This is a genomic window from Stenotrophomonas sp. (assembly GCF_032066555.1).
GTDB lineage: Bacteria > Pseudomonadota > Gammaproteobacteria > Xanthomonadales > Xanthomonadaceae > Stenotrophomonas.
The window spans coordinates 93,497-117,250 of the sequence record NZ_DAMBKV010000011.1 but is presented as its reverse complement, the minus strand read 5'-3'; the positions used below and the strand labels follow the sequence as shown (position 1 = coordinate 117,250).

The following is a 23,754-nucleotide window of genomic DNA, read 5'->3' as shown; positions in this document are numbered from 1 at the left end:
GGAAGCTCGCTGCACTTTTCAGGCAACGCGGCGCCAAAGGTGTCTGGTTTTCCCCTGTTTTCGCAGTGTCGGATTTTGCGAAGCCGGTACTCTAGCTGCGTACGTAAGAGAGTGCGATGCAAATACCTGCTGAAGTGTGATCGTCATCTGGAAAGTGACGTGGAAATCACGCTTTTCCGCCGAGAACGTGGCATTTTCCCGGCACGTTTTTTCAGGGGAAAGTGTGACGTCGCTCCGTGCAGTGATGTCACCTTGCAGTAATCGATGCTTGAAATGGAGCTCCCGGCGACGCTGGCTTGTGCGGGCGGCGTGCCCGCGTTGCGCCTGCCGTTTGCGTTCGCGCGGCGTCATGGTGTGTTGTTGGTCGACGACGGCGATGCGCGGCTTGCCTGTCGTGGCGATGCCACGATAGCGGCCGTGGCCGAGGCGCAGCGCATCGCGGGGCGGCCGTTGTTGCCGCAGACGGTGGCCGATGCGGTGTTCGAGGAAATGCTGCAGCAGGTCTATCAGCAGGACGCCGGCAGCGCCATGAGCATGGCCGACGAACTTGGCGACAGCATGGATCTGGCCAGCCTGGTGGAGGGCCTGGAGCAGGTCGAGGATCTGCTCGACCAGCAGGATGACGCGCCGATCATCCGCCTCATCAACGCGCTGCTGGGCGAAGCACTGGCCGAGCACGCCTCCGATATCCATATCGAGACCTTCGAGCGACGGCTGGTGGTCCGCTTCCGCGTGGATGGCATCCTGCGCGACGTGGTCGAGCCACGGCGCGAGCTGGCCGCGCTGCTGGTGTCGCGCATCAAGGTGATGGCGCGGCTGGATATCGCCGAGAAGCGCTTGCCGCAGGATGGCCGGATCTCGGTGCGGGTCGGCGGACGCGAGGTGGATATCCGTGTCTCGACCCTGCCGGCAGCCAATGGCGAACGGGTGGTGCTGCGCCTGCTGGACAAGCAATCGGGGCAGTTGTCGCTGCAGCACCTGGGCATGCGGGTACGCGACGTCGGCGTGCTGCAGGCCATGCTGTGCCGCCCGCACGGCATCGTGCTGGTCACTGGCCCGACCGGTGCCGGCAAGAGCACCACGCTGTATGCCGGCCTGCGCGCCATCAACAATCGCCAGCGCAACATCCTCACCGTCGAAGATCCGATCGAGTACCACCTGGATGGCGTTGGCCAGACCCAGGTCAACGGCCGTATCGACATGACCTTCGCGCGTGGCCTGCGCGCGATCCTGCGTCAGGACCCCGACGTGCTGATGGTCGGTGAGATCCGTGACAGCGAAACCGCGCGCATCGCCGTGCAGGCCTCGCTCACCGGGCATCTGCTGTTGTCCACGCTGCATACCAACAGCGCCATCGGCGCGGTCACCCGCTTGCTGGACATGGGGGTGGAGTCCTTCCTGCTGTCGTCCTCGTTGCTCGGCGTGCTGGCGCAACGCTTGGTGCGGCGGCTATGCCCCAAGTGCCGGGTGGTGACGCCGGCATCCACGGCAGAGTGCGCGCAGTTGCAGATGGAACCCTGGCAACGGCCGCTGTTGTTCCGCCCGGTGGGGTGTGACCACTGCAATGGCCAGGGTTACCGCGGCCGTACCGGCATCTACGAACTGGTCGAATTCGGCCCCGAGCTGCGCGCGCTGGTGCATGCCGGTGCAGGCGAGGCCGAACTGCTGGAGCAGGCGCGCCGGCAAGGTCCATCGATGTTGGACGACGGCCGTGCCAAGGTGCTGGATGGCGTGACCACGCTGGAAGAAGTCCTGCGGGTGGGGCGCGACCTGTGAGCGGTGATCTGCCCCGGGGCCACCACTGATGGCGGCGTTCGACTATCTGGCATTGTCAGCTGACGGTCGCCGCCACAAGGGGGTGATCGAAGCGGACAGCGCGCGGCAGGCACGCCAGCAGCTGCGCGAGCGCAATCTGGCACCGGTGCAGGTAGAACCGGCAGCGGTCCGCGCGACCGGTGGCGGTATCGGCGGTGGTCGCATCGGCAGCGCGGAATTGGCGCTGCTGACCCGGCAATTGGCGACGCTGGTGCAGGCGGCCCTGCCGGTTGAGGAAGCACTGCGCGCCGTGGCTGCGCAGGCGACCCGGCCGCGCATACGTGCCACCTTGTTGGCGGTGCGCGGCAAAATTCTTGAAGGCCATGGATTGGCGGCGGCACTGGCGGCGTATCCGCGCGCCTTTCCCGGTCTCTACCGCAGCATGGTTGCCGCCGGCGAGCGCGGGCATCTGGGGGTGGTGCTGGAACAACTGGCCGACTACACCGAACAGCGCCAGCAATCACGGCAGCGGGTACAACTGGCCTTGCTGTATCCGCTGATCCTGGTGCTGGTGGCTGGGTTGATCGTCGGCTTCCTGCTCGGCTATGTGGTACCGGATGTGATCGATGTCTTTGTCGATTCCGGCCAGCCGTTGCCCTGGCTCACCCGCGCGCTGGTGGCCACCAGCAATGCCGTCACCCGCTGGGGGCCATGGCTGCTGCCGTTGCTGTTGTTGGCCGGCGTGCTGCTGCGGCGCGCGTTGCAACAGCCGGCCAGTCGCCTGCGCTGGCACACCCAGGTGCTGAAGCTGCCGTTGTTCGGCCTGCTGCTGCGGGACCTGGATGCCGCCAGGTTTGCCTCCACCCTGGCGATCCTGGTGCGTAGTGGCGTGCCGCTGGTGGAAGCGCTGCGGATTGCCGCGCAGGTGGTCGGCAACCAAGGCATCAAGGCTGGCCTGCTGCAGGCCGAAGTCACGGTGCGCGAGGGCGGCAGCCTGACCCGGGCACTGGAACAGCACACCTCATTGCCGCCGATGCTGCTGCACATGGTCGCGGCGGGCGAGAAGTCCGGCGCGCTGGACGCAATGCTGGCCCGCGCCGCACGCAACCAGGAAACCGATCTGGCCGCGCGCATCGCCCTGCTGGTCGGTTTGTTCGAGCCGTTCATGCTGGTGTTGATGGGCGCGGTGGTGTTGTTGATCGTGCTGGCCATCCTGCTGCCGATCATGTCCTTGAACCAACTAGTGGGTTGATAGAGCAATGAACATATCTGCAAGACGCCAGGCCGGCTTCACCCTGATCGAGATCATGGTGGTGGTGGTGATCATCGGCATCCTCGCCGCGCTGGTGGTCCCCAAGGTGATGGGGCGGCCGGACCAGGCCAAGGTCACCGTCGCGCGCGGTGATCTCAAGGCGATTGGCTCGGCGCTGGAAATGTACCGGTTGGACAACCGCCGTTATCCCGATACCCAGCAAGGCCTGCAGGCGCTGGTACAACGTCCGCCTGGCGGCGCAGAAAACTGGAACCCGGAAGGTTATCTGGCACGACTGCCGGTCGATCCCTGGGGCAACCCCTACCTGTACCTGGCGCCGGGCAGCAGGGAGGGCTATGACCTGTGGAGCTACGGCGCCGATGGCCGCGAAGGCGGTGAGGGGCTGGATGCAGACCTGGACAGCCGGGATATCTGAAGGTGTTGCGCGCGCGTGGATTCACCCTGGTGGAAATGCTGGTGGTCGTGGTCATCGTCGGCGTAATGGCCGCTGCGGTGGGATTGGTCGCGAGCGCGCGCGATGACCACCGCGCCGTGCGCGGCGAGGCCGAGCGGCTGGCAGCGGTGCTGCAGCTGCTCGCCGATGAGGCGGTGCTGGACAACCGCGAGTACGGCGTCCGCATCAGCAGTCAGGCGTATGAGGTGCGTGCCTACGACAACCGCAAGGGGCGCTGGCACGCACAGCCAGGCAGCACACGGCGGCACCTGCCCGACAACCTGCACCTGCAGTTGATCCTGGAAGGCGCGCCGCTGGCGTTGCCGGCAAGCATGGACGAGGACAACCCGCCGCAGATCGTGCTGTCGTCATCGGCGCAGGGCACGCCCTTCAGCGTCCGCATCGCCGACATCAGCCGGCACGACGTGGTCTATCGGATCGACGGCGATGGTCTGGCGGAACCGGAAGTACAGCAGGTGTCGATGCCATGAGTCGCGTGCGCGGTTTCACCTTGCTGGAGGTCATGGTGGCAGTGGCGGTATTGGCGCTGGTTGCGGCGATGGTGCACGCCACCCTGCAACGCCATCTGCACAACGCACGGCTGTTGGAAGATCGCGCGCTGGCCGCTTGGGTGGCAGATACCGCCCTGGCCGAACTGCAGCTGCAGGGTGCGGGCGCGATGGGGAGCAATGAAGACATCGTCGAACAGGGCGGGCGCCGCTGGCGGGTGCTGCGTGAGGTGCAGGCCACGCCGGAACCGCAGCTGCGTCGGGTGCATATACGGGTCAGCGCTGCGGCGGGCGGGGAGGTCGGCATCAGCCTGACCGGCTTTGTCGGGGCCCAACAATGAAGCGCAGATCCACGGGCGGCTTTACTTTGTTGGAAGTACTGGTGGCGGTGGCGATCTTCGCCCTGGTCGGTATTGCCAGCCATCGCCTGCTGCTCAGCGCGGTGCGGGTGGAGGCGCAGACGCGTGCACAGGACCAGCAGTTGCGGCAGCTGGTGCGCGCGATGGGCAGCCTTGAACGTGATGTCGAGCAGGCAGTGGCGCGGCCACTGCTGGGCGCGGATGGCACCGAGGAGCCAGCCTTCTGGAGTGATCCCGATGGGCAGGGCCTGCAATGGACCCGCGCCGGCTGGAGCAATCCTTTGGGGGCGCCGCGCGCGCAGTTGCAGCGGGTGCGCTGGCATTACGACGGCAGCGCGCTGGTGCGCGAGTACTGGCCGGTGTTGGATCGCGCGGACAACGCAGCGCCACAGCGCCAGCTGCTGCTGCCGGTGGTCAATGCCCTGCAATGGCGTTACCTCGACAGCCAGGGAGTATGGCGCACGCAGTGGCAGGGCAGCGGCGTGCAGCCTTTGCCGCGCGCGCTGGAACTGCGCATCGCGCATCCGCGTTTTGGTGAATTGCGACGCGTGTTGTTGCTGCCCGATGGCGCGGCGGGCAGGGGACCGGCATGAAGTCCGGGTCACGGGGCGTTGCGCTGATCACGGTGCTGCTGGTGGTGGCGCTGGCCGCGACAGTCTGTGCGGCGCTGGTTACCCGCCAGCAGCTGTCGATCCGCACCACAGCCAATCAACTGCATGCGCGCCAGGCGTGGCACTACGCGCGCGGTGGCGAGCAGCTGGCGCTTGCGTTGCTGGCCACGGATCTGCGCCAGTCAGCCGCACGTGATCATCGTGGCGAAGCCTGGGCACAGCCGTTGCCGCTGTATCCGCTGGACGGCGGTCATCTGCATCTGTCGATCGATGACCTGAGCGGACGCTTCAATCTCAACAGCGTGGTACAGGGCGGCCAGGTGGATGCCGATGCAATGGCACGCCTGCAGCGCCTGTTGTTGTTGCTGCGGCTGGACCCGCAACTGGCATGGCAGCTGGTGGCGTGGATCGCCCCGCCGCTGGCGCCGGATCTGGTCCGGCAGCAGGGCGAGCGCGACTACCTGCGCCGCCAACCTGCCTATCTGCCCGCACGCCGGCCGTTACAGGAGGTTAGCGAACTGCGCCTGCTGGCAGGCATCGATGAAGCGGCCTACCAGCAGCTGTTGCCGCACGTCGCCGCCTTGCCTGCCGCTACCCCGCTCAATCTGAACACGGCTGACCCCTGGGTAATGGCCAGTCTCGCCGATGGACTTGGACTGGCAGATGGCCGCCGCCTGGTCGAGGCACGCGGCAGCGACGGCTTCGCCAACGTTGATGTACTGCTCATGCAGCCATTGCTGCAGCGTCGGCAGGTGGCAAGAAGCGGGCTGGGGGTGCGCAGCAACTGGTTTGTCGCCAGCAGCGAGGTCGCCATCGGCGACCGACGCCTGCGCCTGCTCAGCATCCTGCATCGCGATGCAGGTCAGGTCGAGGTTGTCGCGCGGCAGCTGGCTCCCCCTGTATTTCCGGAGAATGATCGATGAAGTCGCCGCCGGCGTTGCCGTGCCTGTTCCTGCCTGCGTGGTGTAGCGCGCGCCTGAGTGATGACCTGCCGGTCACCTGGAGTGACGGCCAACAGACCGCCAGGTTGCCCTTGGGCGATGCGCTGGCAAGGCTCAAGGGTCGCGCCATCGCGCTGATCGTGCCGGTTGAACAGGTGGCCAGCTGTGCGCTCAGTCTGCCGGCAGGCAATGCGCATTGGCAGCGCAAGGCCTTGCCCTATGCGGTGGAACCGTTGCTGGCCGAGGATGTGGAAGACATGCATCTGGCGCTGGGCGAAACCCTGGATGACGGACGCCGTCGCGTCGTGGCGATCAATCGCAGCCTGCTTGGGTCCTGGCTGCAGGGAGTGCGCGACAGGGGGGCGCTGGTCAGTGCCATCCATGTGGATGCCGACCTGCTGCCCAACGAGGTCCCCACCCTGTGCTGGAACAACACCCGTTGCCTGTTGGCGGGTACCGACGCGCTGCGCCTGGCGCTGGCGCCCACCCAGTTGCCCGAGCTGCTGGAGCGTTTGCCGGGAAACCTGCGGATACTCCATGCCAGTGAAGACAGTCCCACGCTGCCACCGACCATCGATGCCAACCTGCAGGCCTTGGACATGGCCCTGCCGGCATGGCTGGCGACGCAGCGCCCACGCGCGTTGGATCTGGCCCAGGGAGACTTCGCGCCGGCGTCGCGCCTGCAGCTGCGCCACTGGAAGCCGGTGGCATGGGCGATGGCTGCGGTGCTGGTGGCGCAGCTGGCCTTCGATGGCGCACAGGCCTGGCTGCTGCAGCAGCAGGCCAGCGGCTATCGGCAGGTCAATGAAAGTATCTACCGGCGGCTGTTCCCGGACGAGCAGCGCATCGTCAATCTGAAGGCGCAGTTCGACCAACACCTGCAGCAGGGCAGCGCGGCAAGCCAGCTGCAGGCCTTGTTGTCCCGCGTCGCCGAGGCCATGCCGGTCGAGTCGCCACTGCAGGTGCAGGGCCTGCAGTTCCACGCCGGCAAGGGTGAGCTGCAATTGCAGTTGCAAGGCGAAGCGAGCGCATTCGAGGCGCTGCAACAGCGCCTGCGCGCGCAGCCATTGCGGCTGGAAGCAACCCGGCGCGATGACGGTGGCATGCAACTGGAAGTGGGCGAGGCGCAATGAACATGGGAACTGCAGAAATCAGCGGTGGCCGCGGCCTGCGGGGCTTGCTCGGCACGCGTTGGGCAGCATTGGCGCCGCGTGATCGCCTCGCATTGCAGGTATTGCTGGCGTTCGCGGTGTTGCTCGCGTTCTGGTTCGGTGCGTGGATGCCGACGCGCCATGCCTTGCAGCAGGCGCGTAGGGATGTTGCCGCCGAACAACAGTTGCAGCGCCATCTGCGTGCCAATGCAGTGCGCGCCGGTGCTGCCGCACAGCGGGGGGCAGCGTTGAAAGCCAGCGAGTTGCCGGCAATGCTGTCGGCGCTGGCCGACGAGCAGGGGCTGACGATTCATCAGGTCCAGCAGCGGCCAGAGCAACGGGTTGCCGTCAGTCTCGAGGGCGCTCCCGCGCAGGCATTGCTGTGGTTGCAGGCGCTGCAGGACAGGGGCCTTGGGGTGGCCGAGTTGCGCCTGCTGCAGCAGCCAGACGGCAGTTGGCAGGGAGAGGCGGTGCTGCAGGGACCGGCAAGCTGAACGTGTCGACGGCAAGGTCTGTTGCCGCTGAAACTGTCGCATCGCACAAAAAACCGTGTTATCAATGCTCCCCATCAACGCAGCCCGCGCCAGCTTTTACTTTTGGTATTACTTTCCCAAGCCGCTGGCGGAGGAAGGACTGCGCTTACCCTGAAGAAACTTTCAGATGCATTCCCGAAAAGCCGCCAGCGAACCTGGCGGCTTTTTTCATGCCGCCTCGCTGGGGCCAAACCCTTCATCGTTTTGAACCGGAGACCCCCATGCCCCCCCACACCGACGATCTGCGCATCCGCAAACTGGAACCCCTGACCTCACCGGCACAGCTGCTGGCGCTGTTGCCCTGCGACGAGGAAGCCTCGCAGACCGTGGCCGACGCCCGCGCCTCGCTGCACCGCATCCTGCACGGCCAGGACGACCGCCTGGCGGTTGTGGTGGGCCCGTGTTCGATCCATGACCCGGTTGCGGCCATGGAATACGCCCAGCGCCTGCGTCCGCTGCGCGAAGCGCTGGCCGGTGAGCTGGAGATCGTCATGCGGGTTTACTTCGAGAAGCCGCGCACCACGGTGGGCTGGAAGGGCCTGATCAACGATCCGGACCTGGACGGCAGCTTCAACATCAACAAGGGCCTGCGCGTGGCGCGCGGCCTGCTGCGCGACATCAACCGCCTCGGCCTGCCGGCCGGCGTGGAGTTCCTGGACGTGATCTCGCCGCAGTACATCGCCGACCTGGTGGCCTGGGGCGCGATTGGCGCCCGCACCACCGAGAGCCAGGTGCATCGCGAGCTGGCGTCGGGCCTGTCCTGCCCGGTGGGCTTCAAGAACGGCACCACCGGCGATGTGAAGATTGCCGCCGATGCCGTCGGTGCGGCCTCGCACCCGCACCACTTCCTGTCGGTGACCAAGGAAGGCGGCACCGCCATTGTCGCCACCCAGGGCAATCCGGATTGCCATGTGATCCTGCGTGGCGGCAAGGCGCCCAACTACGATGCGGCCAGTGTGCAGGCGGCCAGCGAGGTACTGGCCAAATCGCAGCTGCCGGCACGCCTGATGATCGACGCCAGCCACGCCAACAGCAGCAAGAAGCCCGAGAACCAGCCCCGGGTGATCGAAGACATTGCCACCCAGGTGGAAGCCGGGGAGCAGCGTGTGGTTGGGGTGATGATCGAGAGCCACCTGGTTGCCGGTCGCCAGGACCTGGTCGAAGGCCAGCCGCTGGTCTATGGCCAGAGCATCACCGATGGCTGCATCGACTGGGACAGCACGGTGCAGGTACTGGAGCGCCTGGCTGATGCGGTACGCGCCCGCCGCCGCGCCCAGCTGGAGGCGGCAGCCTGAGGATTCCGTGACAATTTCACTGGCGCACGGCAGGCAGTCCAAGTAGTTTACGCGGCGGGAGGTGGTAGGCCTCCCGCCTGCCGTGGGGACAGGGGGAGCACCTTCTCCTGCAGGAAAGCCTATGAATCACCGCTCCAAGGAGAAGGAACTGATGCGTTTCCGTATGTGCACCATGGCGCTGGCTTTGATGCTGGTCCCGTCGCTGGCGCTGGCCAAGAAGGAAGTAGTGGATTCGGGCAGCGGTTGCCTGCAGAACCTGTCGGTGGCCGGTGGCTTCACCAGCGGCAAGCAGTTCCTGGCGTCGACCGACCATGAAGGGGTCAGCTACGCCGACGCGTTCGCCAAGACCGTGGCCGCGATCGAGGCCGAGGGCATGGTGGGGGTTTATCCGAACGAGCGTACCGGCTACATCGCCGCCGAGAATCCGGTCCGTGGCGGTGGCGGTTCGACCGTGCCGTTGCGTACCACCGTGCGTCGCCAGGACGACGGCAGTGTGCGCGTCGAAGTGCGTTTCAGCATCAAGGGTGGTCAGATGACCTCCAACAAGGCAGTGGGCGAAGGCCTTTGCAAGATTGCTGACGCGGCCAGCCTGTAAATCAAGCAGGAGCAGGAGCAGGAGCAGGTGCAGGCGCGGGTGAAGGGCAGTTGGTTTGTGTATCTGCTGGAATGCCGCGATGGCAGCTACTACGCAGGTATCAGTACCGATGTGGAGGCCCGGTTCCTGGCCCATGTCGCCGGCAAGGGTGCGCGCTATACCCGCGCGCACCCGCCGCTGCGGATCCTGGCCCGCCGCGCCTATGCCGACCGTTCGGCCGCGTCCCGTGCCGAATGGCAGATCAAGCAGCTGCCACGAGAGCGCAAGCTGGCTTGGCTGGAACGGACAGAAGATTGAGGTAGAGTCGTACCTGTAGCCGCGGTAGTTGGCGGCTTCCAACGTCCGGTCATCCGGGCAACAGCCACGCATGCGGCTGCGCAAGCAGGGCGGCGGCGTGCCGGCATCATCCTCAAGTGGGGTATTGCGATGGCAGGTTGGTACGAGTTGGACAAGAGCAGTGACGGCCAGTTTTACTTCGTGCTCAAGGCAGGCAACGCCGAGGTCATCCTGACCAGCGAGCGTTACACCACGCGTGCGGGCGCGGAGAACGGCATCGCCTCGGTGCAGAAGAACAGCCCGGATGAAGCGCATTACGAGCGCAAGACCGCCAGTGACGGGCGCTACCATTTCAATCTGAAAGCAGCCAACCACCAGGTGATCGGCAGCAGCCAGATGTATGCCTCGCAGGCCGCGCGCGAAGCTGGCATCACCAGCGTCAAGGGCAATGGTCCCAGCACCACGATCAAGGACAAGACTGCGTAGCGGCGTTGTTGCTGTTGTGCTGAAAAACCCCGGACAAGCCGGGGTTTTTCATTTGTAGTGCCGAGCCATGCTCGGCAGAAGCTCTCCCGGTAAAGCCCCTGCCGAGCATGGCTCGGCACTACAGATCGGAGCTTCCTGGTAAGGCCCTTGCCGAGCATGGCTCGGCACTACAGATCGGGCTTTCCTGGTAAAGCCCTTGCCGAGCATGGCTCGGCACTACAGATCGGGCTTTCCTGGTAAAGCTCCTGCCGAGCATGGCTCGGCACTACAGGGCTGGTCTCAGGCCTTCATGCTGCCGGTGTCGATGTAGCGCTGGTGCCAGGACAGGGCTTCGGGCAACAGGTGCGGGGTGTGCTTGCCGTAGCTGTCGCGGCAGGCGCGGTCGAAGTAGTCGTTGAGCTGGTCGCGGTAATCCGGGTGCGCACAGTTGTCGATCACCTGGCGCGCCCGCGCACGCGGCGGCAGGCCGCGCAGATCGGCCAGGCCCTGCTCGGTGACGATGATCGAGACATCGTGTTCGGTGTGGTCGACATGGCTGACCATCGGCACGATCGCCGAGATCGAACCGCCCTTGGCCGTCGACGGGCTCAGGAAGGTGGACAGGAAGCCGTTGCGGGTGAAGTCACCCGAACCGCCAATGCCGTTCATGATGCGGCTGCCCATCACGTGGGTGGAGTTGACGTTGCCGTACAGGTCCACCTCGATCATGCCGTTCATGCCGATGCAGCCCAGGCGGCGCACCAGTTCCGGATGGTTGGAGATCTCCTGCGTGCGCATGATGATGCGCTCACGGTAGAACTTGATGTTGCGCTTGAACTCCTCGTTGGCTTCCGGGCTCAGCGCGAAACCGGTGCACGAGGCGTAATCCAGCACGCCGGACTTGAGCAGGTCCAGCATGCCGTCCTGGATCACCTCGGTGAACGAGGTCAGGCCGCGCAGGCCGCTTTCGGCCAGGCCGGCCAGCACCGCATTGGGAATATTGCCCACCCCCGACTGCAACGGCAGCAGGTTGGCCGGCAGGCGGCCCTTGGCCACTTCGTGCTTGAGGAATTCGATCAGGTAGCCGGCAATCTGGCGGCTGTCCTCATCGATCGGCTTGAACGGGCTGTTGCGGTCCGGGCCGTTGGTGCGCACCACCGCCACGATCTTGTCCGGGTCCACGCTCAACGTGGTCTGGCCGATACGGTCGTTGGCATGGATCAGCGGGATCGGCTTGCGGTGCGGCGGCAGCGCGGTGCCGTAGTAGATGTCGTGCATGCCCTCGATGTCCGCAGGCTGCCACTCGTTGACCTCGATGATCACCTTCTTGGCCAGGTCCAGCCAGGTCTTGTTGTTGCCGACCGAGGTGGAGGGCACCAGCGAACCGTCTTCGCGGATCGCCGAGACTTCGATCACCGCCGTGTCGATCTCACCGTAAAAACCGAACCACACGTGCTGGGCGACATGGGAAAGGTGGATGTCGATGTAATCGAGCTTGCCTTCGTTGATGCGCTTGCGCGCATCCGGGTCGGTCTGGAACGGCATGCGCATGGCGATGGCATCGGCCTTGGCCAGCGCACCATCCAGTTCCGGTGCGGTCGACGCGCCCGTCATCAGCTTGATCTTGAACGGCTGGCCTGCGGCGTGCACGTCTTCAATGCGCTGTGCCAGCGCCAGCGGCACCGCCTTGGGATAGCCGGAACCGGTGAAGCCGCTCATGGCCACGGTTTCGCCGGGCTGGATGAAGGCTGCGGCTTGTTCGGCGGAAACGATGCGGTCGCGCAGGCGCGGGTCCAGGATGCGTTCGACAGACATGACGACTACGGTTTGTTGGGGGGATGGCTGATTATCGCGGATCGGGGTGAACAGGGGGGTTCTACCTTGGTGGGATGGTCTTTGCGGTTCCAGTGCTCTTGTACTCCCCAGTATTGTTTTGCACTGCAGCGTGCAAGTTGTTCGCGCAGCCCGCAGGATCGCCCTGCATCCCGACGTGGGGGAGGGAGCAAAGCCCGCTGACAGTTCGCTGTCAGCGGGCTTTTTTATTGCCTGATCGGCGGAGATGGCGACCGCTGGCCCGCGGATGCCAGAATCGGCGGATGAACCAAATCGCCCCCGCAGCACCTGAATCTGTTCAGCCTGTAATCGAACGCGCCTTGGCCCGACTGAAGCTGGCCGCGCCGGATCCGGTGCAATGGCCGCTCTCGCCCGCATTCGAGGCCGGTTTGCGGCAACTGGCGGTTGCCAGCGATTTCGCCATCGATACCCTGTGCCGGCAGCCGGAACTGCTGCAACTATTGGCCCAGGCCGATCCCGCGCCACTGCCATTACCCATGCTGGACCCGTTGCAGCCCACGGCCTGGCCGACCCAGCTGCGCCGCTACCGCGCCGCCGCCTCGACCCGGCTGATCTGGCGCGATCTGCTCGAACTCGACGATGTCGATGCCACCCTGGCGGGCGCCACCCGCCTGGCCGAGGAATGCCTGCAGCTGGGCCTGGACGCGCTGGAGCAGGAGTTCGCCAGCCGTCATGGCGTGGTCCGCGACGCCGATGGCAGCGCACAGCGGCTGGTGGTGTTCGGGCTGGGCAAGCTCGGCGGCGGTGAGCTGAACTTCTCCTCCGATATCGATCTGGTCTATGCCTATCCGCACAACGGCGAGTCCGATGGCGCCCGTCCGCTGGCTGCCGAGGAGTACTTCGCGCGCCTGGGCCAGCGCTTGGCGCGGCTGCTTGATGAAACCACCGCCGAAGGCTTCAGCCACCGCGTCGATCTGCGCCTGCGCCCGTTCGGCAGCGCCGGGCGGGTGGCATTGTCGTTCGCGGGCATGGACCAGTATTTCCAGCGCGAAGGTCGCGATTGGGAACGCTACGCCTGGATCAAGGCGCGCGCGGTGGCCGGCGACATCGCTGCCGGTGAGGCCTGGCTGGAGACGCTGCGGCCGTTCGTTTACCGCCGCTACCTTGATTTCACCGCACTCGATGGCCTGCGTGAGATGAAGGCGGCGATCACCGCCGAGGTCGCGCGCAAGGACCGGCTGGACGACATCAAGCGCGGCCCCGGCGGCATCCGCGAGATCGAGTTCCTGGCGCAGGCACTGCAGCTGATCCGGGGCGGCCGCGAGCCGGCCCTGCGCGAGCGCCGCCTGTTGCCGGCACTGCGCGCGCTGGTCGACGGCGGGCAGATGGCGGCCAGCGATGGTGATGACCTGATCCAGGCCTATCGCTTCCTGCGCCGCGTGGAGAACCGCCTGCAGATGCTGCGTGATGCACAGACCCATTGCCTGCCCAACGATCCGCTGGATCGCCTCCGCATCGCGCTTGGGCTGGGTTATCCGGACTGGGAGGCCTTGCTTGCAGCCTTGAACGAACAGCGCGAGCGCGTCAGCGTCGAATTCGGGGCACTGCTGGCGCCGCGCCAGGGCCAGGCGGCGCCGGACGTGCTGTCCAGTTATTGGCGGGTATTGCCTGGCGGCGGCAGCGCCGAGGTGCTGGCCGAGGCCGGGTTTGCCGATGCCAATGGCGCCGACCAATCGCTGCGCGAGTTTGCCCAGTCGCTGGGGGTGAAGTCGCTGTCCGACAGCGCCCGCGCGCGCCTGGACCGGGTGCTGCCGGCGCTGCTGCACGCCGCCACCCGCTCGCCCCAGCCCGACGCCGCGCTGCGCCGCGTGCTCGGCCTGCTGGCGTCCATCCTGCGCCGCACCAGCTACCTGGCGTTGCTGGACGAGCAGCCCAGTGCGTTGACGCGATTGGTCAACGTGCTGGCACGCAGCGCCCTGCTGTCCGAGCGGCTGGTGGCCTTCCCGCTGCTGCTGGATGAGCTGCTGGACACGCGCGTGGCCGGGCCCATGCCCGAGGCGCAGGAGATGCACGACGCCTGCGCCAGCGCGTTGGCCATCGACGACCCGGAAGCCGCCCTGCGCGCGCTCAACGAAGTACGCCTGGCGCTGAGCTTTCGCATGGCGCTGGCGTTCCACGATGGCCGCCAACGCGCGGTGGATTGCACCCGCCAGCTGGCGCAACTGGCCGATGCGGTGGTGGTGACGGTATTGCAGATGGCGCTGGCCGACATGCGCCAGGCCCACGGTGAAATCCCCGCCGGGCGCTTTGCCATCATCGGCTACGGCAGCCTGGGCGGCGTCGAGCTGGGGTTCGGCTCGGACCTGGACCTGGTCTTCCTGTATGACAGTCCGGCCGGCGTAGAGGCCAGCGACGGCCCGCGTCCGCTGGACCCCGGCCGCTGGTTCGCGCGTCTGGCGCAGAAGGTGATGGCCCTGCTCGGCGCGGTGACTGCCGCCGGCCGCTTGTACGACATCGACGTGCGGCTGCGCCCGGACGGCGGCAAGGGCGCACTGGTGTCGTCGCTGGCCAGCTATACCGAATACCAGCGCGAGCGCGCCTGGACCTGGGAGCATCAGGCGCTGGTGCGTGCCCGTGGGGTGGCCGGTGATGCCTCGCTGCTGGCCGATTTCGAGCAGGTACGCAGCAGCACCCTGGGCCGCGGGCGCGATCAGGGCACGTTGTTCGGTGACGTGCTGAAGATGCGCGCGCGCATGCGGGCCGAGCTGGACCGCAGTGACGCGGCGCGGCTGGACCTGAAGCAGGGCACAGGTGGGCTGGTGGACCTGGAGTTCGTGCTGCAGACCGGCGTGTTGTCGCAGGCCCAGCATCACCCGGCACTATGCGAGCCGCGCGAGACGCCATTCCTGATCGCCGCGCTGGCCGCCGCCGGTTGGTTGCCGGGCGATACCGCGGTGGCCCTGCACGACGCGCATGCCACGCTGCTGGACGTGGGCCTGTCCTGCACCCTGGACCGGCGCCCGCGCATTGCCACGCCCACACCTGAAATCGAGGCTGCCTGCGCGGCCATCACGGCCGCGGCAATTGCCCAGGGCCTGCCTTTCCCGCTGGCGAAAGGCCAGGAACCAGAGATCAGGGAACCAGCAACGTAGAGAGGGCGAAGCCGCAGGTCACTGGTTCCCAGCTGCTGGCTCCGGCTCTACTGGTTTCTAGTTCCTAACTTCTGGTTCCTGCCTTCAAAGGCGCCATTTTCCACAGCAGGGCGCGGAACGGGGCCAGCAGGCAGACGCCGATGGCCAGCTTCACTGCCAGGTCGCCTGCGGCCCAGCTGACCCACGGCAGCTGCGAGCCGGCAAAGGCGATGGACCAGAAGATGGCGGTATCGACGGTGGCGCTGCAGGTGGTGGCCACCATCGGTGCACGCCACCAGTTGCCGGCGCGCAGCCGGTCAAACACGGTGATGTCCAGCAGCTGCGCGACGATGAAGGCCGAGCACGAGGCCACCGCGATGCGCGGCGTGGCAATCCACACCGACAGCACCACCGCCACCGCAAAACCGGCCCAGGCAACGCGGCGTGCCGCCTGCGGGCCAAAGCGGCGGTTGATCAGGTTGCTGACCAGGAAGGCGATCGGGTAGCTGAACGCGCCCCAGGTGAGCCAGTCATTGATCGGGTACTGCACCAGCACGTTCGAGCCCAGCACCACGGCCCCCATTGCCAGCACGGCCAGCAATAGTGAGGTTGGGGTCAGCGGAGCGAGGCGGATGGACGGATGTGAGGACATGAACGGGCACAGGCAGCGCCGCCAGGCACTGCATCGATAGAGGAGGGGAAGGGCCGTGCCCGGGAGGGCAGGTCAGTGGCCATTGTAGCGGCTGTGGCCGAGATGGATGTCAAGGCGGCAGGCGTGCATGCAGCCTGCGATCCAGAGAACCAGAGCCCCTCTCCCGCACGCGGGGTGAGAAGGGCTGCTTGCGAACCAAAGGTTCGCAGCCATTCGAACGACCTTGCGCCAGCGCAAGGGCCGGGGCGCGGAGCGGGGGTTGGGGTGAGGGTGGCTTTTGCCTGTGCGTTTGGCCGGGCTTGTATAGAGGCTTCAAGAAGCAAAAGCCCAACGCCCAAGCCAAAGCCAAAGCCAAAAAACCCTCATCCGCCCCCCGCCTTCGCGGGGGCAGGCTCTTCGGGCACCTCGCTTCGCGCCCCGGCCCCGCGTAGCACGCGGGGCGTACGAACAGTCACGAGCCTTTGGCTCGTAAACGCCTGTTCTTAACCCCGCAAGCGGGAGAAGGGAGGCATCAGACTTTTCTACGATCTGCAGCCTTCAAGCACCACAGCCTCAAAGCACTACACCCTCAAAGCTTCCCGCTATGACTTACCGACGCCGCCTCAATCGCCGGTACAAAGGTAAGCACCGCACCATCTTCCGCACGCAACATCCAACCCGCACCCTGTGGGCTTGGTGTAAACGCCACGGTCTGCCCGAGCACGAAATTGGCGGCCGGGTTGTCCTCGCGCTGCGGCCAATGCAGTGATGCGGTGTTGGCCGCATCCAGGGGATCCGCCAGCGCGACACTGCGGCCGCCATCGGCATCCTCGGTAATCGCTTCGACCTTCATGTCCGGCAGCGGGCCGGCGCTGATGCGACCTGCCTGGCGTCCAGTGGAGGCCGTGGACGACTTGTCGGCAACCGATGCGGCCAGCAGCAAGGGGGCGGACACCAGCATCGATGCGCCGGCCGAGGTCACCAGCGTGGAGACCTCGGATCGATTCAAGCCGTCACCGGCATAAGCGGGTGCGATTGCCAACAGCGCACTGATGGCTGCGCCGCAGGCCAACAGGGAAAACGTTGATTTCATGGGGGCGTTCCTCAAGTACCGCGAATAAAAAATCAAAGCGTGCCGGTGCGGCTTTCATCCACCGCCTCGATGGTGGGCACGAACGCCAGCGCCGCGCCTTCCGGGTTGCGCAGCATCCAGCCTGCACCTTGCGGGCTGGGCTGGAACGCGATCTTCGTACCCACGGTGAAACCTGCAGCCGGGTCATCCTCGCGCTTTGGCCACTGCAGGGTCGCGCGGTTCTCGACGTTCGCAGGGTCTTCGAGGACGACGCGACGACCACCATCGGCGGCGGTATCCACGGATGTGACCTCCAGATCCGGCAGTTTCCCGGCACTGGCGCGGCGCTTTTCGTCGCGACGTTCGCTGGATTCCTTGGACATGTCGGCCGCGCCGCGCACACCTGCGGCGGACAGGAAGATGGGGCCGGACACCACCATCACCACGCTGGAGCCGGTCACCAGCATCGAGACCTCGGAGCCATTGAGGTGAGGTTCGCCGGCCCGCACCTGGGCTGGAGCCACGGCCAGGGAAAGGGTGACGGCAAAGGCGAGGGCACTGCGCTTGATCAAGTGGTTCATGGCGTAACTTCCTGTTGTGGCATGGGGGCTTGCCTGTTGCCTCCGGCCATCGCCGGTAGGGATGTCTGGTGGGCAACGGCGAGTTCGCGCTCCAGCGCACCGCTACGGTGCAGGAAGTCGAACACCGACTCGACAGTCACCACCGAGTAGTTGCCGGAAATGCGCTCGCTGGCCGGGTGGTCGGTGACCGCCACGTTGTCGGCAAGGAAGCGTGCGCCCAGCCGCTTGCCGATGCCGATGTGCATGCGTGATGGCGTATAGCCTTTCTGCTTGAGCCAGGCCAAGGCGGTATCGCGGTCAGCGAGGGGGGCATCGCCTGCGGCCCGCGCCATTGCCGCCGCGGCGACTTCCAGGATCCATTGGTTGGAGTTCTGGTACTCGCTGCTGCCGGGGTAGGCCAGCATGCTGTAGCGCGGCTCATGCAGTGCGCGTGCCTGTGGCGCGGCACCGGCGAGCAGGGTCTTCAGTGCAGCACGTACTTCTGGCGTAGGAATGCCGACGCGCAGGTCGGTGGTTATCGAGCTCTCGCCGACCAGGTTGACCAGGCCTTCGCGATACAGGTCCGAGCTGTCGGTCTTGCAGCGGTTGAGCAGGTGCACTACGTCCCAGCTGCCGCTGTCGTTGCGCACCAGGAAGGCGAGGTGGCTGTGGCGCAGCCCGTACTTGCTCAGGTCCTGGCCGCCGCGCGCAGCGATAGCCACATCCACGCCGGGCAGGGCGTCGAGCGTATCGGCGGTGACCGCAGCCATGTCGAACATGGCGGCAATGGTGGTCGGCGGCGGATAGCGCGGGCTGCAGGCCGGTTGCGCGAATGCCGGGGCGGCGAGGGTGGCCAGGCTCAGTGAGGCGGCCAGCAATAGTGTCGTGCGAGGTTTCATCGGCGCGCATCCTTGCATGGGGGTTGGGAAAGATTCGTTAGGAGCCGATGCAGGTGCGACGAGCCGGCAGCTGCCGTTGGCGGGATTTTCGTTCACGGCTGCTTCCATTGCGCGTGCAGCAGGCCGGAAACCGCAAAACAGGCCGGTGCATCCTTGTTGGACAACACGATCACCGTCTCGCCGGTTGCCGGGTAATGGCGCACGTCGGTGCAGATACCGTCGGTGCTGCCACCATGGCCCCAGCGGAAGTCGCGGGCCGGCACGTCCTTGCCGTAGCCGGTGGCAAAAAAGCCCAGGCCCATGAACTCGCGCTGGGTCTGGGTGGCTTGTTCGAACAGCGCTGCTGGCAGCAGTTTGCCGGCATTCAAGGCCCGCACGAAACGGAACATGTCACGCGCGTTGCCGACTTCGCCGCCGGCGGGCAGGCCACGGCTGGGTTGGGTGGCGCAGTTGCGCACGCGCTTGCCATCCACCTCCACATAGGCCCGTGCCAGATCGGCGGCGGGGTCGTCGCAAGCCACGAAGCCGGTATGTTGCATGCCGGCCGCTTGCAGCACGTGCTGGCGGATGTAGCTCTCGAAATCCTGTCCGGAGAGGACTTCCAGCATCCGCCCCAATACCAGGTAGCCGAAGTTGCCGTACTTCTGCGCGCTGCCAGGCGCGAACTCCGGTGCTCGCCCGGCATGCAGCGCGACCATGTCCTCCAAGCTGCGCAGGCGCGCGCGATCGGCACTGTGTTCTGCACCAAACAGTTCATCGATATCCCCTGCACCGGCGCTATGTGTCAGCAGCTGGCGCACGCTCACCTCATTGGCGAACTGGCGGTTGGGGTAGTCCTTGAGCACCTCACCGACTTTGCTGTCCAGGCTGAGGCGACCGGCGGCGATCTGCTGCAGGATCGCCACGCTGGTGAACATCTTGCCGGCCGAGGCCAGGTTGAAGCGGTCATTTACCTGCAGCGGTGTTTCCTGCTGCTCATCGCGCGTGCCATAGGCTTTCTCGAAGACCACGTCATCGCCGCTGGCGATCAACACCGTGCCCGAGAACTGCCCGGCGGCCTGCAGCCCCAGCGCAAAGCCATCCAACTGTGCCAGTGCTTCGGCGCTGGGTGCCTGCGCGGCGGCGACACTCCAGGGCAATACAGCGAGCAGTAGCGGCGCAAGGCGCAGCAGGCGAGGCGTGGTGCTTGGGTGCTTCAGTGGTTTGCGCATGTTCGGGCTCCAGCTGCAGATGGCCAGAACATAGCATCGACCATTACCGGTGGCAGTCTGCAAGCCGGGCCCGGGCAGCGGATAATGGGAGCATGTCGCCTACCAAATCCCCCGTGCGTGCCATCGTCTGGATGCTGGCTGCCGTCGCGTTCTTCTCCTGCATGGACGCCGGCATGAAGATGCTGTCCAGCAGCTATCCCACCTTGCAGGTCACCATGCTGCGTGGTGCCGCCTCGTTGCCGTTTGTCCTTGTATGGGTGCTTGCCACCGCCGGGCCGCGCTCGATCATCCCGGTGCGTTGGGGCCTGCATCTGCTGCGCGGCGTGCTCGGCATGGTGATGATCGGTTGCTTTGTCTATGCCTTGCGCACCTTGTCGCTGTCCACCGCCTACACGATCTACTTCGTCGCGCCCTTGCTGGTGGCGGCATTGTCGGTGCCCTTGCTGGGTGAGCACGTGGGGCCACGCCGGTGGGTGGCCATCGGCATCGGACTGATTGGCGTGCTGGTGGTGCTGCGCCCGGGCGTGGACGGGTTCATCTCGTTCCCGGGCCTGATGGTGTTGTTGGCGGCGACGGCTTATGCAATCGCGGCGGTCACGGTCAGCCTGCTGACCCGTACGGATACGCCGCAGTCGATGGTGGTGTGGTTCCTGTTGATCATGGCGATCGGCGCCGGCCTGTTGGCCTGGCCGCAGTGGCAGCCGCTGCAGTGGAAGCACGCCGCACTGATAGCTGGCATGGGCCTGGCCGGGGCGCTGGGGCAGATCGCGCTGACCCGCGCGTTCCAGCTGGGCCAGGCCTCGATGATCGCGCCACTGGAATACACCGGCCTGGTCTGGGTGATCGGCTGGGACGTGCTGCTCTGGCAGAAGCTGCCCGACCGCTGGACCTGGATCGGCGCCGGCATCATCGTCGCCAGTGGCCTGTACCTGCTGCACCGTGAACGCGTGCAGCGGGCGCAGCGGCCGGATCAGATCGATCATCCCTGAAAGCCTACCCCTCCCCAGTCCTCCCCTTGGCTTGGCCAAAGGGGGGGCGTAGTGCCGAGCCATGCTCGGCAGGGGCTTCACCGGCCGGCTCAAGCGGCGCCAGCCGCGAAGCTGGCGATGCCAGATGAACAGCCACTACCGCGATCTGGTGGTTTATCTGCCTCGCGGCTCACGCCGCTCCCACAAAGGGCATTACCCCAGGCCCGATCGGTTTAACTTAGAACCAAAAGGAATAAGATTCCGGTTTGCGGCACGCGCGCCGACGGCCCGGCGCTGCTAGGCTGCACGCCCCCTTCTTATGCCCTCCGGTTGCCCTGGCAGTGATCGAGTTCCAGCACCTGCAGAAAGCTTATGCCGTCGACGGCCGCGCGATCACCGCGCTGCATCCGCTCGACCTGAAGATCCAGGCCGGCGAAGTGTTCGGCATCATCGGCCACTCCGGTGCCGGCAAATCGACCCTGATCCGCCTGATCAACCGCTTGGAGGAGCCCAGCGGTGGCCGGGTGCTGATCGATGGCCAGGACGCAACCGCGCTGGACGCCGACGGTCTGCGCACCCTGCGCCGGCGCATCGGCATGATTTTCCAGCACTTCAACCTGCTGTCGGCACGTACCGTGGCCGCCAACGTGGCCTTCCCGCTGGAATTGGCTGGTACGCCCAAGGCCGAGATCGATGCCCGTGTCGCCGAGTTGTTGCGTATGGTCGGGCTGGAAGCGCATGCAGCCAAGTACCCCTCGCAGCTGTCCGGCGGGCAGAAGCAGCGTGTCGGCATTGCCCGCGCGCTGGCCACGCGCCCGCAGATCCTGCTGTGCGACGAGGCCACCAGTGCGCTGGATCCACAGACCACCGCCTCGGTGCTGGCACTGCTGGGCAAGATCAACCGCGAGCTGGGCCTGACCATCGTGCTGATCACCCATGAGATGGATGTGATCCGCCGCGTCTGCGACCGCGTTGCGGTGCTCGATGCCGGCCACATGGTGGAAATGGGCCCGGTCACCGAGGTATTCCTGCACCCGCAGCACCCGACCACGCGCCGTTTCGTCTCCGAATCCGAGCATGTGGACGAAGGCGAGCAGCTGCGCGATTACGCCGCCGTCGGTGGCCGCATCGTGCGCCTGACCTTCCTCGGCGATGGCACCTATGAGCCGCTGCTGGGGCGCATCGCCCGCGACACCGGAGTGGACTACAACATCCTGACCGGCCGTATCGACCGCATCAAGGACACGCCCTACGGCCAGCTGACCGTGTCCCTGGTGGGCGGCGACCAGAATGCCGCGCAGGCGGCCTTCGTCGCTGCCGGCGTGCACGTCGAGGAGCTGCGCCGATGATCATTGCAACTGCCGCCGAAGGCTTCTTCCGCCACCTGGATGCGGGCAAGTGGGCCGATATCGGCCAGGCCACCATCGACACCTTGCTGATGTTGGCGGGCTCGCTGCCGCTGACCCTGGCGATTGGTTTGCCGCTGGGCGTGCTGCTGTTCCTGACCGGCTCGCCGCAGCTGCACCGCAAGCCGCTGGTCTACGGCATCACCGCCTTGCTGGTGAACCTGCTGCGCTCGGTGCCCTTCATCATCCTGATGATCGTGCTGATCCCGGTGACGCTGGCGATGATGGGCACTTCGCTGGGTGTGCGTGGCGCCATCCTGCCGTTGGTGGTGGGCGCTGCACCGTTCTACGCGCGCTTGGTTGAAACCGCGTTGCGTGAAGTCGACCGTGGCGTGATCGAAGCCAGCCAGGCGATGGGCGCGACCACCCGCCAACTGGTCTTCAAGGTGTTGCTGCCGGAAGCGCGACCGGGCCTGATCGCTGGCGCGACCGTCACCACCATCGCGCTGATTGGTTTCACCGCGATGGGCGGTGCGATTGGTTCCGGTGGGCTGGGCGACCTGGCTTTCCGCGACGGCTACCAGCGCTCGCATACCGACGTGGCACTGGTCACCGTGGTGCTGCTGCTGGTGTTGGTGCAGCTGCTGCAGATGCTCGGCGACCGACTGGTTACGCATTACAGCCGCAAGTAATGGAATGACCGCAGGGTCGGCGCGCAGCGCGCCGGCCTGTTAGCGTATGTCCACACCATCCTTCCCCACGGGATCACGTTACCGATGAACAAACTGCTCAGCTTTCCCCTGATTGCCGCCGTGCTGGCCCTGTCGGCCTGCGCCAAGCCTGCCGCCGACGAGTCCAAGCTGGTGGTCGCCGCGACTGCCGTGCCGCACGCCGAGATCCTGGAAGTGGTCAAGCCGTTGCTGGAGAAGGAGGGCGTCAAGCTCGACGTGCGCGTGTTCAACGACTACGTGCAGCCCAACGACCAGCTGGTGCAGAAGCAGGTGGACGCCAACTATTTCCAGACCGAGCCTTACCTGAAGGCCTATAACCTGGACCGCAAGACCGACCTGGTCACCGTCACCGGCGTGCATATCGAACCTTTCGGTGCCTATTCCCGTCGTTTCAAGTCGCTGGCAGAACTGCCCAACGGTGCCGACGTGGTTATCCCGAACGACCCCAGCAACAACAGCCGCGCGCTGATCCTGCTGGACACCGCTGGCGTCATCAAGCTCAAGGACCCGAGCAACGCGCTGTCGACCCAACGTGACATCACCGAGAACCCGAAGCAGCTCAAGTTCCGCGAGCTGGACTCGGCGATGCTGCCGCGCGTGCTGGACCAGGTCGACCTGGCCCTGATCAACACCAACTACGCGCTGGATGCCGGCCTGAATCCGACCAAGGACGCACTGGCGATTGAAAGCAGCCAGTCGCCCTACGTGAACTTCCTGGTCGCACGCCCGGACAACAAGGACGACGCCCGCGTGCAGAAGCTGGCCAAGGCCCTGACCAGCCCGGAAGTGAAGTCCTTCATCGAGCAGAAGTACAAGGGCGCGGTACTGCCGGCGTTCTGATCGTCACCGCTTGGCCGGGATCGCACGGTAGTGCCGAGCCATGCTCGGCAAGGGGCCTAGTCCCAACCCGTAGTGCCGAGCCATGCTCGGCAGAGGCTCTCCCGGTAACATCCATGTAGGAGCGGCGTAAGCCGCGAAGCTGATATCGCCACCGGAGCCCGCGACATTGCGATCCGAAAGTGCGCTTGCTTCGCGGCTTACGCCGCTCCTGCAGGTTTGGTATCCCGGTAAGGCCTCTGCCGAGCATGGCTCGGCACTACAGGTCTGGAATGCCGGTAAGGCCTCTGCCGAGCATGGCTCGGCACTACGGGTTGGGAATGCCGGTAAGGCCTCTGCCGAGCATGGCTCGGCACTACAGGTCTGGAATGCCGGTAA

General features: G+C 65.9%; 24 protein-coding genes. 18 read left to right on the top strand and 6 right to left on the bottom strand.

What is annotated here, in order from left to right; all coding sequences use genetic code 11:
* Positions 1 to 273 precede the first annotated feature (273 nt).
* From gspE to RT131_RS13665, 13 genes are all read left to right on the top strand, one after another.
* Positions 274 to 1,776 carry a type II secretion system ATPase GspE gene (gene gspE, locus RT131_RS13725; protein ID WP_313173386.1) on the top strand — a complete coding sequence of 501 codons (1,503 nt, stop codon included), beginning with the start codon at positions 274 to 276 and terminating at the stop codon, positions 1,774 to 1,776.
* A 28-nt stretch (positions 1,777 to 1,804) separates the two neighbouring features.
* Positions 1,805 to 3,007, top strand: a complete 1,203-nt coding sequence (gspF, locus tag RT131_RS13720) for a type II secretion system inner membrane protein GspF (protein ID WP_313173366.1) — start codon at positions 1,805 to 1,807, stop codon at positions 3,005 to 3,007.
* Positions 3,008 to 3,014: 7 nt separating this feature from the next.
* Complete coding sequence (gene gspG / locus RT131_RS13715; protein WP_313173365.1) at positions 3,015 to 3,443, top strand: type II secretion system major pseudopilin GspG; 429 nt, start codon at positions 3,015 to 3,017, stop codon at positions 3,441 to 3,443.
* A 2-nt stretch (positions 3,444 to 3,445) separates the two neighbouring features.
* Positions 3,446 to 3,952, top strand: coding sequence for a type II secretion system minor pseudopilin GspH (gene gspH, locus RT131_RS13710; RefSeq protein ID WP_313173364.1), 507 nt, complete (start codon positions 3,446 to 3,448; stop codon positions 3,950 to 3,952).
* Positions 3,949 to 4,311: a type II secretion system minor pseudopilin GspI gene (gspI, locus tag RT131_RS13705; RefSeq protein WP_313173363.1), complete on the top strand. Its 363-nt coding sequence runs from the start codon at positions 3,949 to 3,951 to the stop codon at positions 4,309 to 4,311. Before gspH ends, gspI begins: the two co-directional genes overlap by 4 nt.
* A complete protein-coding gene (gene gspJ / locus RT131_RS13700) occupies positions 4,308 to 4,922 on the top strand; it encodes a type II secretion system minor pseudopilin GspJ (RefSeq protein ID WP_313173362.1) in 615 nt (204 codons plus the stop codon). Before gspI ends, gspJ begins: the two co-directional genes overlap by 4 nt.
* Positions 4,919 to 5,863 (top strand): type II secretion system minor pseudopilin GspK, encoded by a 945-nt coding sequence (gspK, locus tag RT131_RS13695; RefSeq protein WP_313173361.1) that lies wholly within the window; start codon positions 4,919 to 4,921, stop codon positions 5,861 to 5,863. The genes gspJ and gspK overlap by 4 nt, the downstream gene beginning before the upstream one ends.
* Positions 5,860 to 7,014, top strand: a complete 1,155-nt coding sequence (gene gspL / locus RT131_RS13690) for a type II secretion system protein GspL (protein WP_313173360.1) — start codon at positions 5,860 to 5,862, stop codon at positions 7,012 to 7,014. The genes gspK and gspL overlap by 4 nt, the downstream gene beginning before the upstream one ends.
* Positions 7,015 to 7,016: 2 nt before the next feature.
* Positions 7,017 to 7,526, top strand: coding sequence for a type II secretion system protein GspM (gene gspM / locus RT131_RS13685; protein WP_313173359.1), 510 nt, complete (start codon positions 7,017 to 7,019; stop codon positions 7,524 to 7,526).
* Positions 7,527 to 7,786: 260 nt separating this feature from the next.
* A complete protein-coding gene (locus RT131_RS13680; RefSeq protein WP_313173358.1) occupies positions 7,787 to 8,860 on the top strand; it encodes a 3-deoxy-7-phosphoheptulonate synthase in 1,074 nt (357 codons plus the stop codon).
* A gap of 121 nt (positions 8,861 to 8,981) precedes the next feature.
* Positions 8,982 to 9,455 carry a hypothetical protein gene (locus RT131_RS13675; RefSeq protein ID WP_313173357.1) on the top strand — a complete coding sequence of 158 codons (474 nt, stop codon included), beginning with the start codon at positions 8,982 to 8,984 and terminating at the stop codon, positions 9,453 to 9,455.
* 27 nt (positions 9,456 to 9,482) lie between these two features.
* Positions 9,483 to 9,752: a GIY-YIG nuclease family protein gene (locus RT131_RS13670; protein WP_313173356.1), complete on the top strand. Its 270-nt coding sequence runs from the start codon at positions 9,483 to 9,485 to the stop codon at positions 9,750 to 9,752.
* Between the two features lie 129 nt (positions 9,753 to 9,881).
* Positions 9,882 to 10,217 carry a YegP family protein gene (locus RT131_RS13665; protein ID WP_282273201.1) on the top strand — a complete coding sequence of 112 codons (336 nt, stop codon included), beginning with the start codon at positions 9,882 to 9,884 and terminating at the stop codon, positions 10,215 to 10,217.
* A gap of 279 nt (positions 10,218 to 10,496) precedes the next feature.
* On the opposite strand, the gene RT131_RS13660 is transcribed toward RT131_RS13665, so the two are convergent.
* Entirely contained in the window at positions 10,497 to 12,011 is a 1,515-nt protein-coding gene (locus RT131_RS13660; protein ID WP_313173355.1) for an acetyl-CoA hydrolase/transferase family protein, read from the bottom strand.
* A 281-nt stretch (positions 12,012 to 12,292) separates the two neighbouring features.
* On the opposite strand from RT131_RS13660, the gene glnE reads away from it, so the two are divergent.
* Positions 12,293 to 15,142 carry a bifunctional [glutamate--ammonia ligase]-adenylyl-L-tyrosine phosphorylase/[glutamate--ammonia-ligase] adenylyltransferase gene (gene glnE, locus RT131_RS13655; RefSeq protein WP_313173354.1) on the top strand — a complete coding sequence of 950 codons (2,850 nt, stop codon included), beginning with the start codon at positions 12,293 to 12,295 and terminating at the stop codon, positions 15,140 to 15,142.
* Positions 15,143 to 15,206: 64 nt separating this feature from the next.
* Here glnE and RT131_RS13650 read toward each other — a convergent pair whose 3' ends face one another.
* The 5 genes from RT131_RS13650 to RT131_RS13630 all read right to left on the bottom strand — a co-directional run bounded on the left by RT131_RS13650 (position 15,207) and on the right by RT131_RS13630 (position 19,494).
* Positions 15,207 to 15,773, bottom strand: coding sequence for a queuosine precursor transporter (locus tag RT131_RS13650; protein ID WP_313173353.1), 567 nt, complete (start codon positions 15,771 to 15,773; stop codon positions 15,207 to 15,209).
* Positions 15,774 to 16,341: 568 nt separating this feature from the next.
* A complete protein-coding gene (locus RT131_RS13645; protein ID WP_313173352.1) occupies positions 16,342 to 16,845 on the bottom strand; it encodes a hypothetical protein in 504 nt (167 codons plus the stop codon).
* 32 nt (positions 16,846 to 16,877) lie between these two features.
* Positions 16,878 to 17,405 (bottom strand): hypothetical protein, encoded by a 528-nt coding sequence (locus RT131_RS13640; protein WP_313173351.1) that lies wholly within the window; start codon positions 17,403 to 17,405, stop codon positions 16,878 to 16,880.
* Positions 17,402 to 18,283 (bottom strand): DUF2145 domain-containing protein, encoded by an 882-nt coding sequence (locus tag RT131_RS13635; RefSeq protein ID WP_313173350.1) that lies wholly within the window; start codon positions 18,281 to 18,283, stop codon positions 17,402 to 17,404. The genes RT131_RS13640 and RT131_RS13635 overlap by 4 nt, the downstream gene beginning before the upstream one ends.
* Positions 18,284 to 18,375: 92 nt before the next feature.
* The gene (locus RT131_RS13630; RefSeq protein WP_313173349.1) at positions 18,376 to 19,494 is read right to left on the bottom strand and encodes a serine hydrolase domain-containing protein; all 1,119 of its coding nucleotides are present in this window, start codon (positions 19,492 to 19,494) and stop codon (positions 18,376 to 18,378) included.
* 92 nt (positions 19,495 to 19,586) lie between these two features.
* Here RT131_RS13630 and RT131_RS13625 point away from each other — a divergent pair, with 92 nt between their 5' ends.
* From RT131_RS13625 to RT131_RS13610, 4 genes are all read left to right on the top strand, one after another.
* Complete coding sequence (locus RT131_RS13625) at positions 19,587 to 20,483, top strand: DMT family transporter (RefSeq protein ID WP_282271380.1); 897 nt, start codon at positions 19,587 to 19,589, stop codon at positions 20,481 to 20,483.
* 320 nt (positions 20,484 to 20,803) lie between these two features.
* Entirely contained in the window at positions 20,804 to 21,811 is a 1,008-nt protein-coding gene (locus RT131_RS13620; RefSeq protein WP_313173348.1) for a methionine ABC transporter ATP-binding protein, read from the top strand.
* A complete protein-coding gene (locus RT131_RS13615; RefSeq protein WP_313173347.1) occupies positions 21,808 to 22,500 on the top strand; it encodes a methionine ABC transporter permease in 693 nt (230 codons plus the stop codon). Before RT131_RS13620 ends, RT131_RS13615 begins: the two co-directional genes overlap by 4 nt.
* 84 nt (positions 22,501 to 22,584) lie before the next feature.
* Positions 22,585 to 23,379, top strand: a complete 795-nt coding sequence (locus RT131_RS13610; RefSeq protein ID WP_313173346.1) for a MetQ/NlpA family ABC transporter substrate-binding protein — start codon at positions 22,585 to 22,587, stop codon at positions 23,377 to 23,379.
* The last annotated feature ends 375 nt before the right edge of the window (positions 23,380 to 23,754 follow it).

Excerpts from the sequence above, each read along its gene's own strand:
- gspE (WP_313173386.1), top strand. The coding sequence starts at position 274 with ATGGAGCTCCCGGCGACGCTGGCTTGTGCGGGCGGCGTGCCCGCGTTG.
- gspF (WP_313173366.1), top strand. The coding sequence starts at position 1,805 with ATGGCGGCGTTCGACTATCTGGCATTGTCAGCTGACGGTCGCCGCCAC.
- gspG (WP_313173365.1), top strand. The coding sequence starts at position 3,015 with ATGAACATATCTGCAAGACGCCAGGCCGGCTTCACCCTGATCGAGATC.
- gspI (WP_313173363.1), top strand. The coding sequence starts at position 3,949 with ATGAGTCGCGTGCGCGGTTTCACCTTGCTGGAGGTCATGGTGGCAGTG.
- gspJ (WP_313173362.1), top strand. The coding sequence starts at position 4,308 with ATGAAGCGCAGATCCACGGGCGGCTTTACTTTGTTGGAAGTACTGGTG.
- gspK (WP_313173361.1), top strand. The coding sequence starts at position 4,919 with ATGAAGTCCGGGTCACGGGGCGTTGCGCTGATCACGGTGCTGCTGGTG.
- gspL (WP_313173360.1), top strand. The coding sequence starts at position 5,860 with ATGAAGTCGCCGCCGGCGTTGCCGTGCCTGTTCCTGCCTGCGTGGTGT.
- gspM (WP_313173359.1), top strand. The coding sequence starts at position 7,017 with ATGGGAACTGCAGAAATCAGCGGTGGCCGCGGCCTGCGGGGCTTGCTC.
- RT131_RS13680 (WP_313173358.1), top strand. The coding sequence starts at position 7,787 with ATGCCCCCCCACACCGACGATCTGCGCATCCGCAAACTGGAACCCCTG.
- RT131_RS13675 (WP_313173357.1), top strand. The coding sequence starts at position 8,982 with ATGAATCACCGCTCCAAGGAGAAGGAACTGATGCGTTTCCGTATGTGC.
- RT131_RS13665 (WP_282273201.1), top strand. The coding sequence starts at position 9,882 with ATGGCAGGTTGGTACGAGTTGGACAAGAGCAGTGACGGCCAGTTTTAC.
- RT131_RS13660 (WP_313173355.1), bottom strand. The coding sequence starts at position 12,011 with ATGTCTGTCGAACGCATCCTGGACCCGCGCCTGCGCGACCGCATCGTT.
- glnE (WP_313173354.1), top strand. The coding sequence starts at position 12,293 with ATGAACCAAATCGCCCCCGCAGCACCTGAATCTGTTCAGCCTGTAATC.
- RT131_RS13650 (WP_313173353.1), bottom strand. The coding sequence starts at position 15,773 with ATGTCCTCACATCCGTCCATCCGCCTCGCTCCGCTGACCCCAACCTCA.
- RT131_RS13645 (WP_313173352.1), bottom strand. The coding sequence starts at position 16,845 with ATGAAATCAACGTTTTCCCTGTTGGCCTGCGGCGCAGCCATCAGTGCG.
- RT131_RS13640 (WP_313173351.1), bottom strand. The coding sequence starts at position 17,405 with ATGAACCACTTGATCAAGCGCAGTGCCCTCGCCTTTGCCGTCACCCTT.
- RT131_RS13635 (WP_313173350.1), bottom strand. The coding sequence starts at position 18,283 with ATGAAACCTCGCACGACACTATTGCTGGCCGCCTCACTGAGCCTGGCC.
- RT131_RS13630 (WP_313173349.1), bottom strand. The coding sequence starts at position 19,494 with ATGCGCAAACCACTGAAGCACCCAAGCACCACGCCTCGCCTGCTGCGC.
- RT131_RS13625 (WP_282271380.1), top strand. The coding sequence starts at position 19,587 with ATGTCGCCTACCAAATCCCCCGTGCGTGCCATCGTCTGGATGCTGGCT.
- RT131_RS13615 (WP_313173347.1), top strand. The coding sequence starts at position 21,808 with ATGATCATTGCAACTGCCGCCGAAGGCTTCTTCCGCCACCTGGATGCG.
- RT131_RS13610 (WP_313173346.1), top strand. The coding sequence starts at position 22,585 with ATGAACAAACTGCTCAGCTTTCCCCTGATTGCCGCCGTGCTGGCCCTG.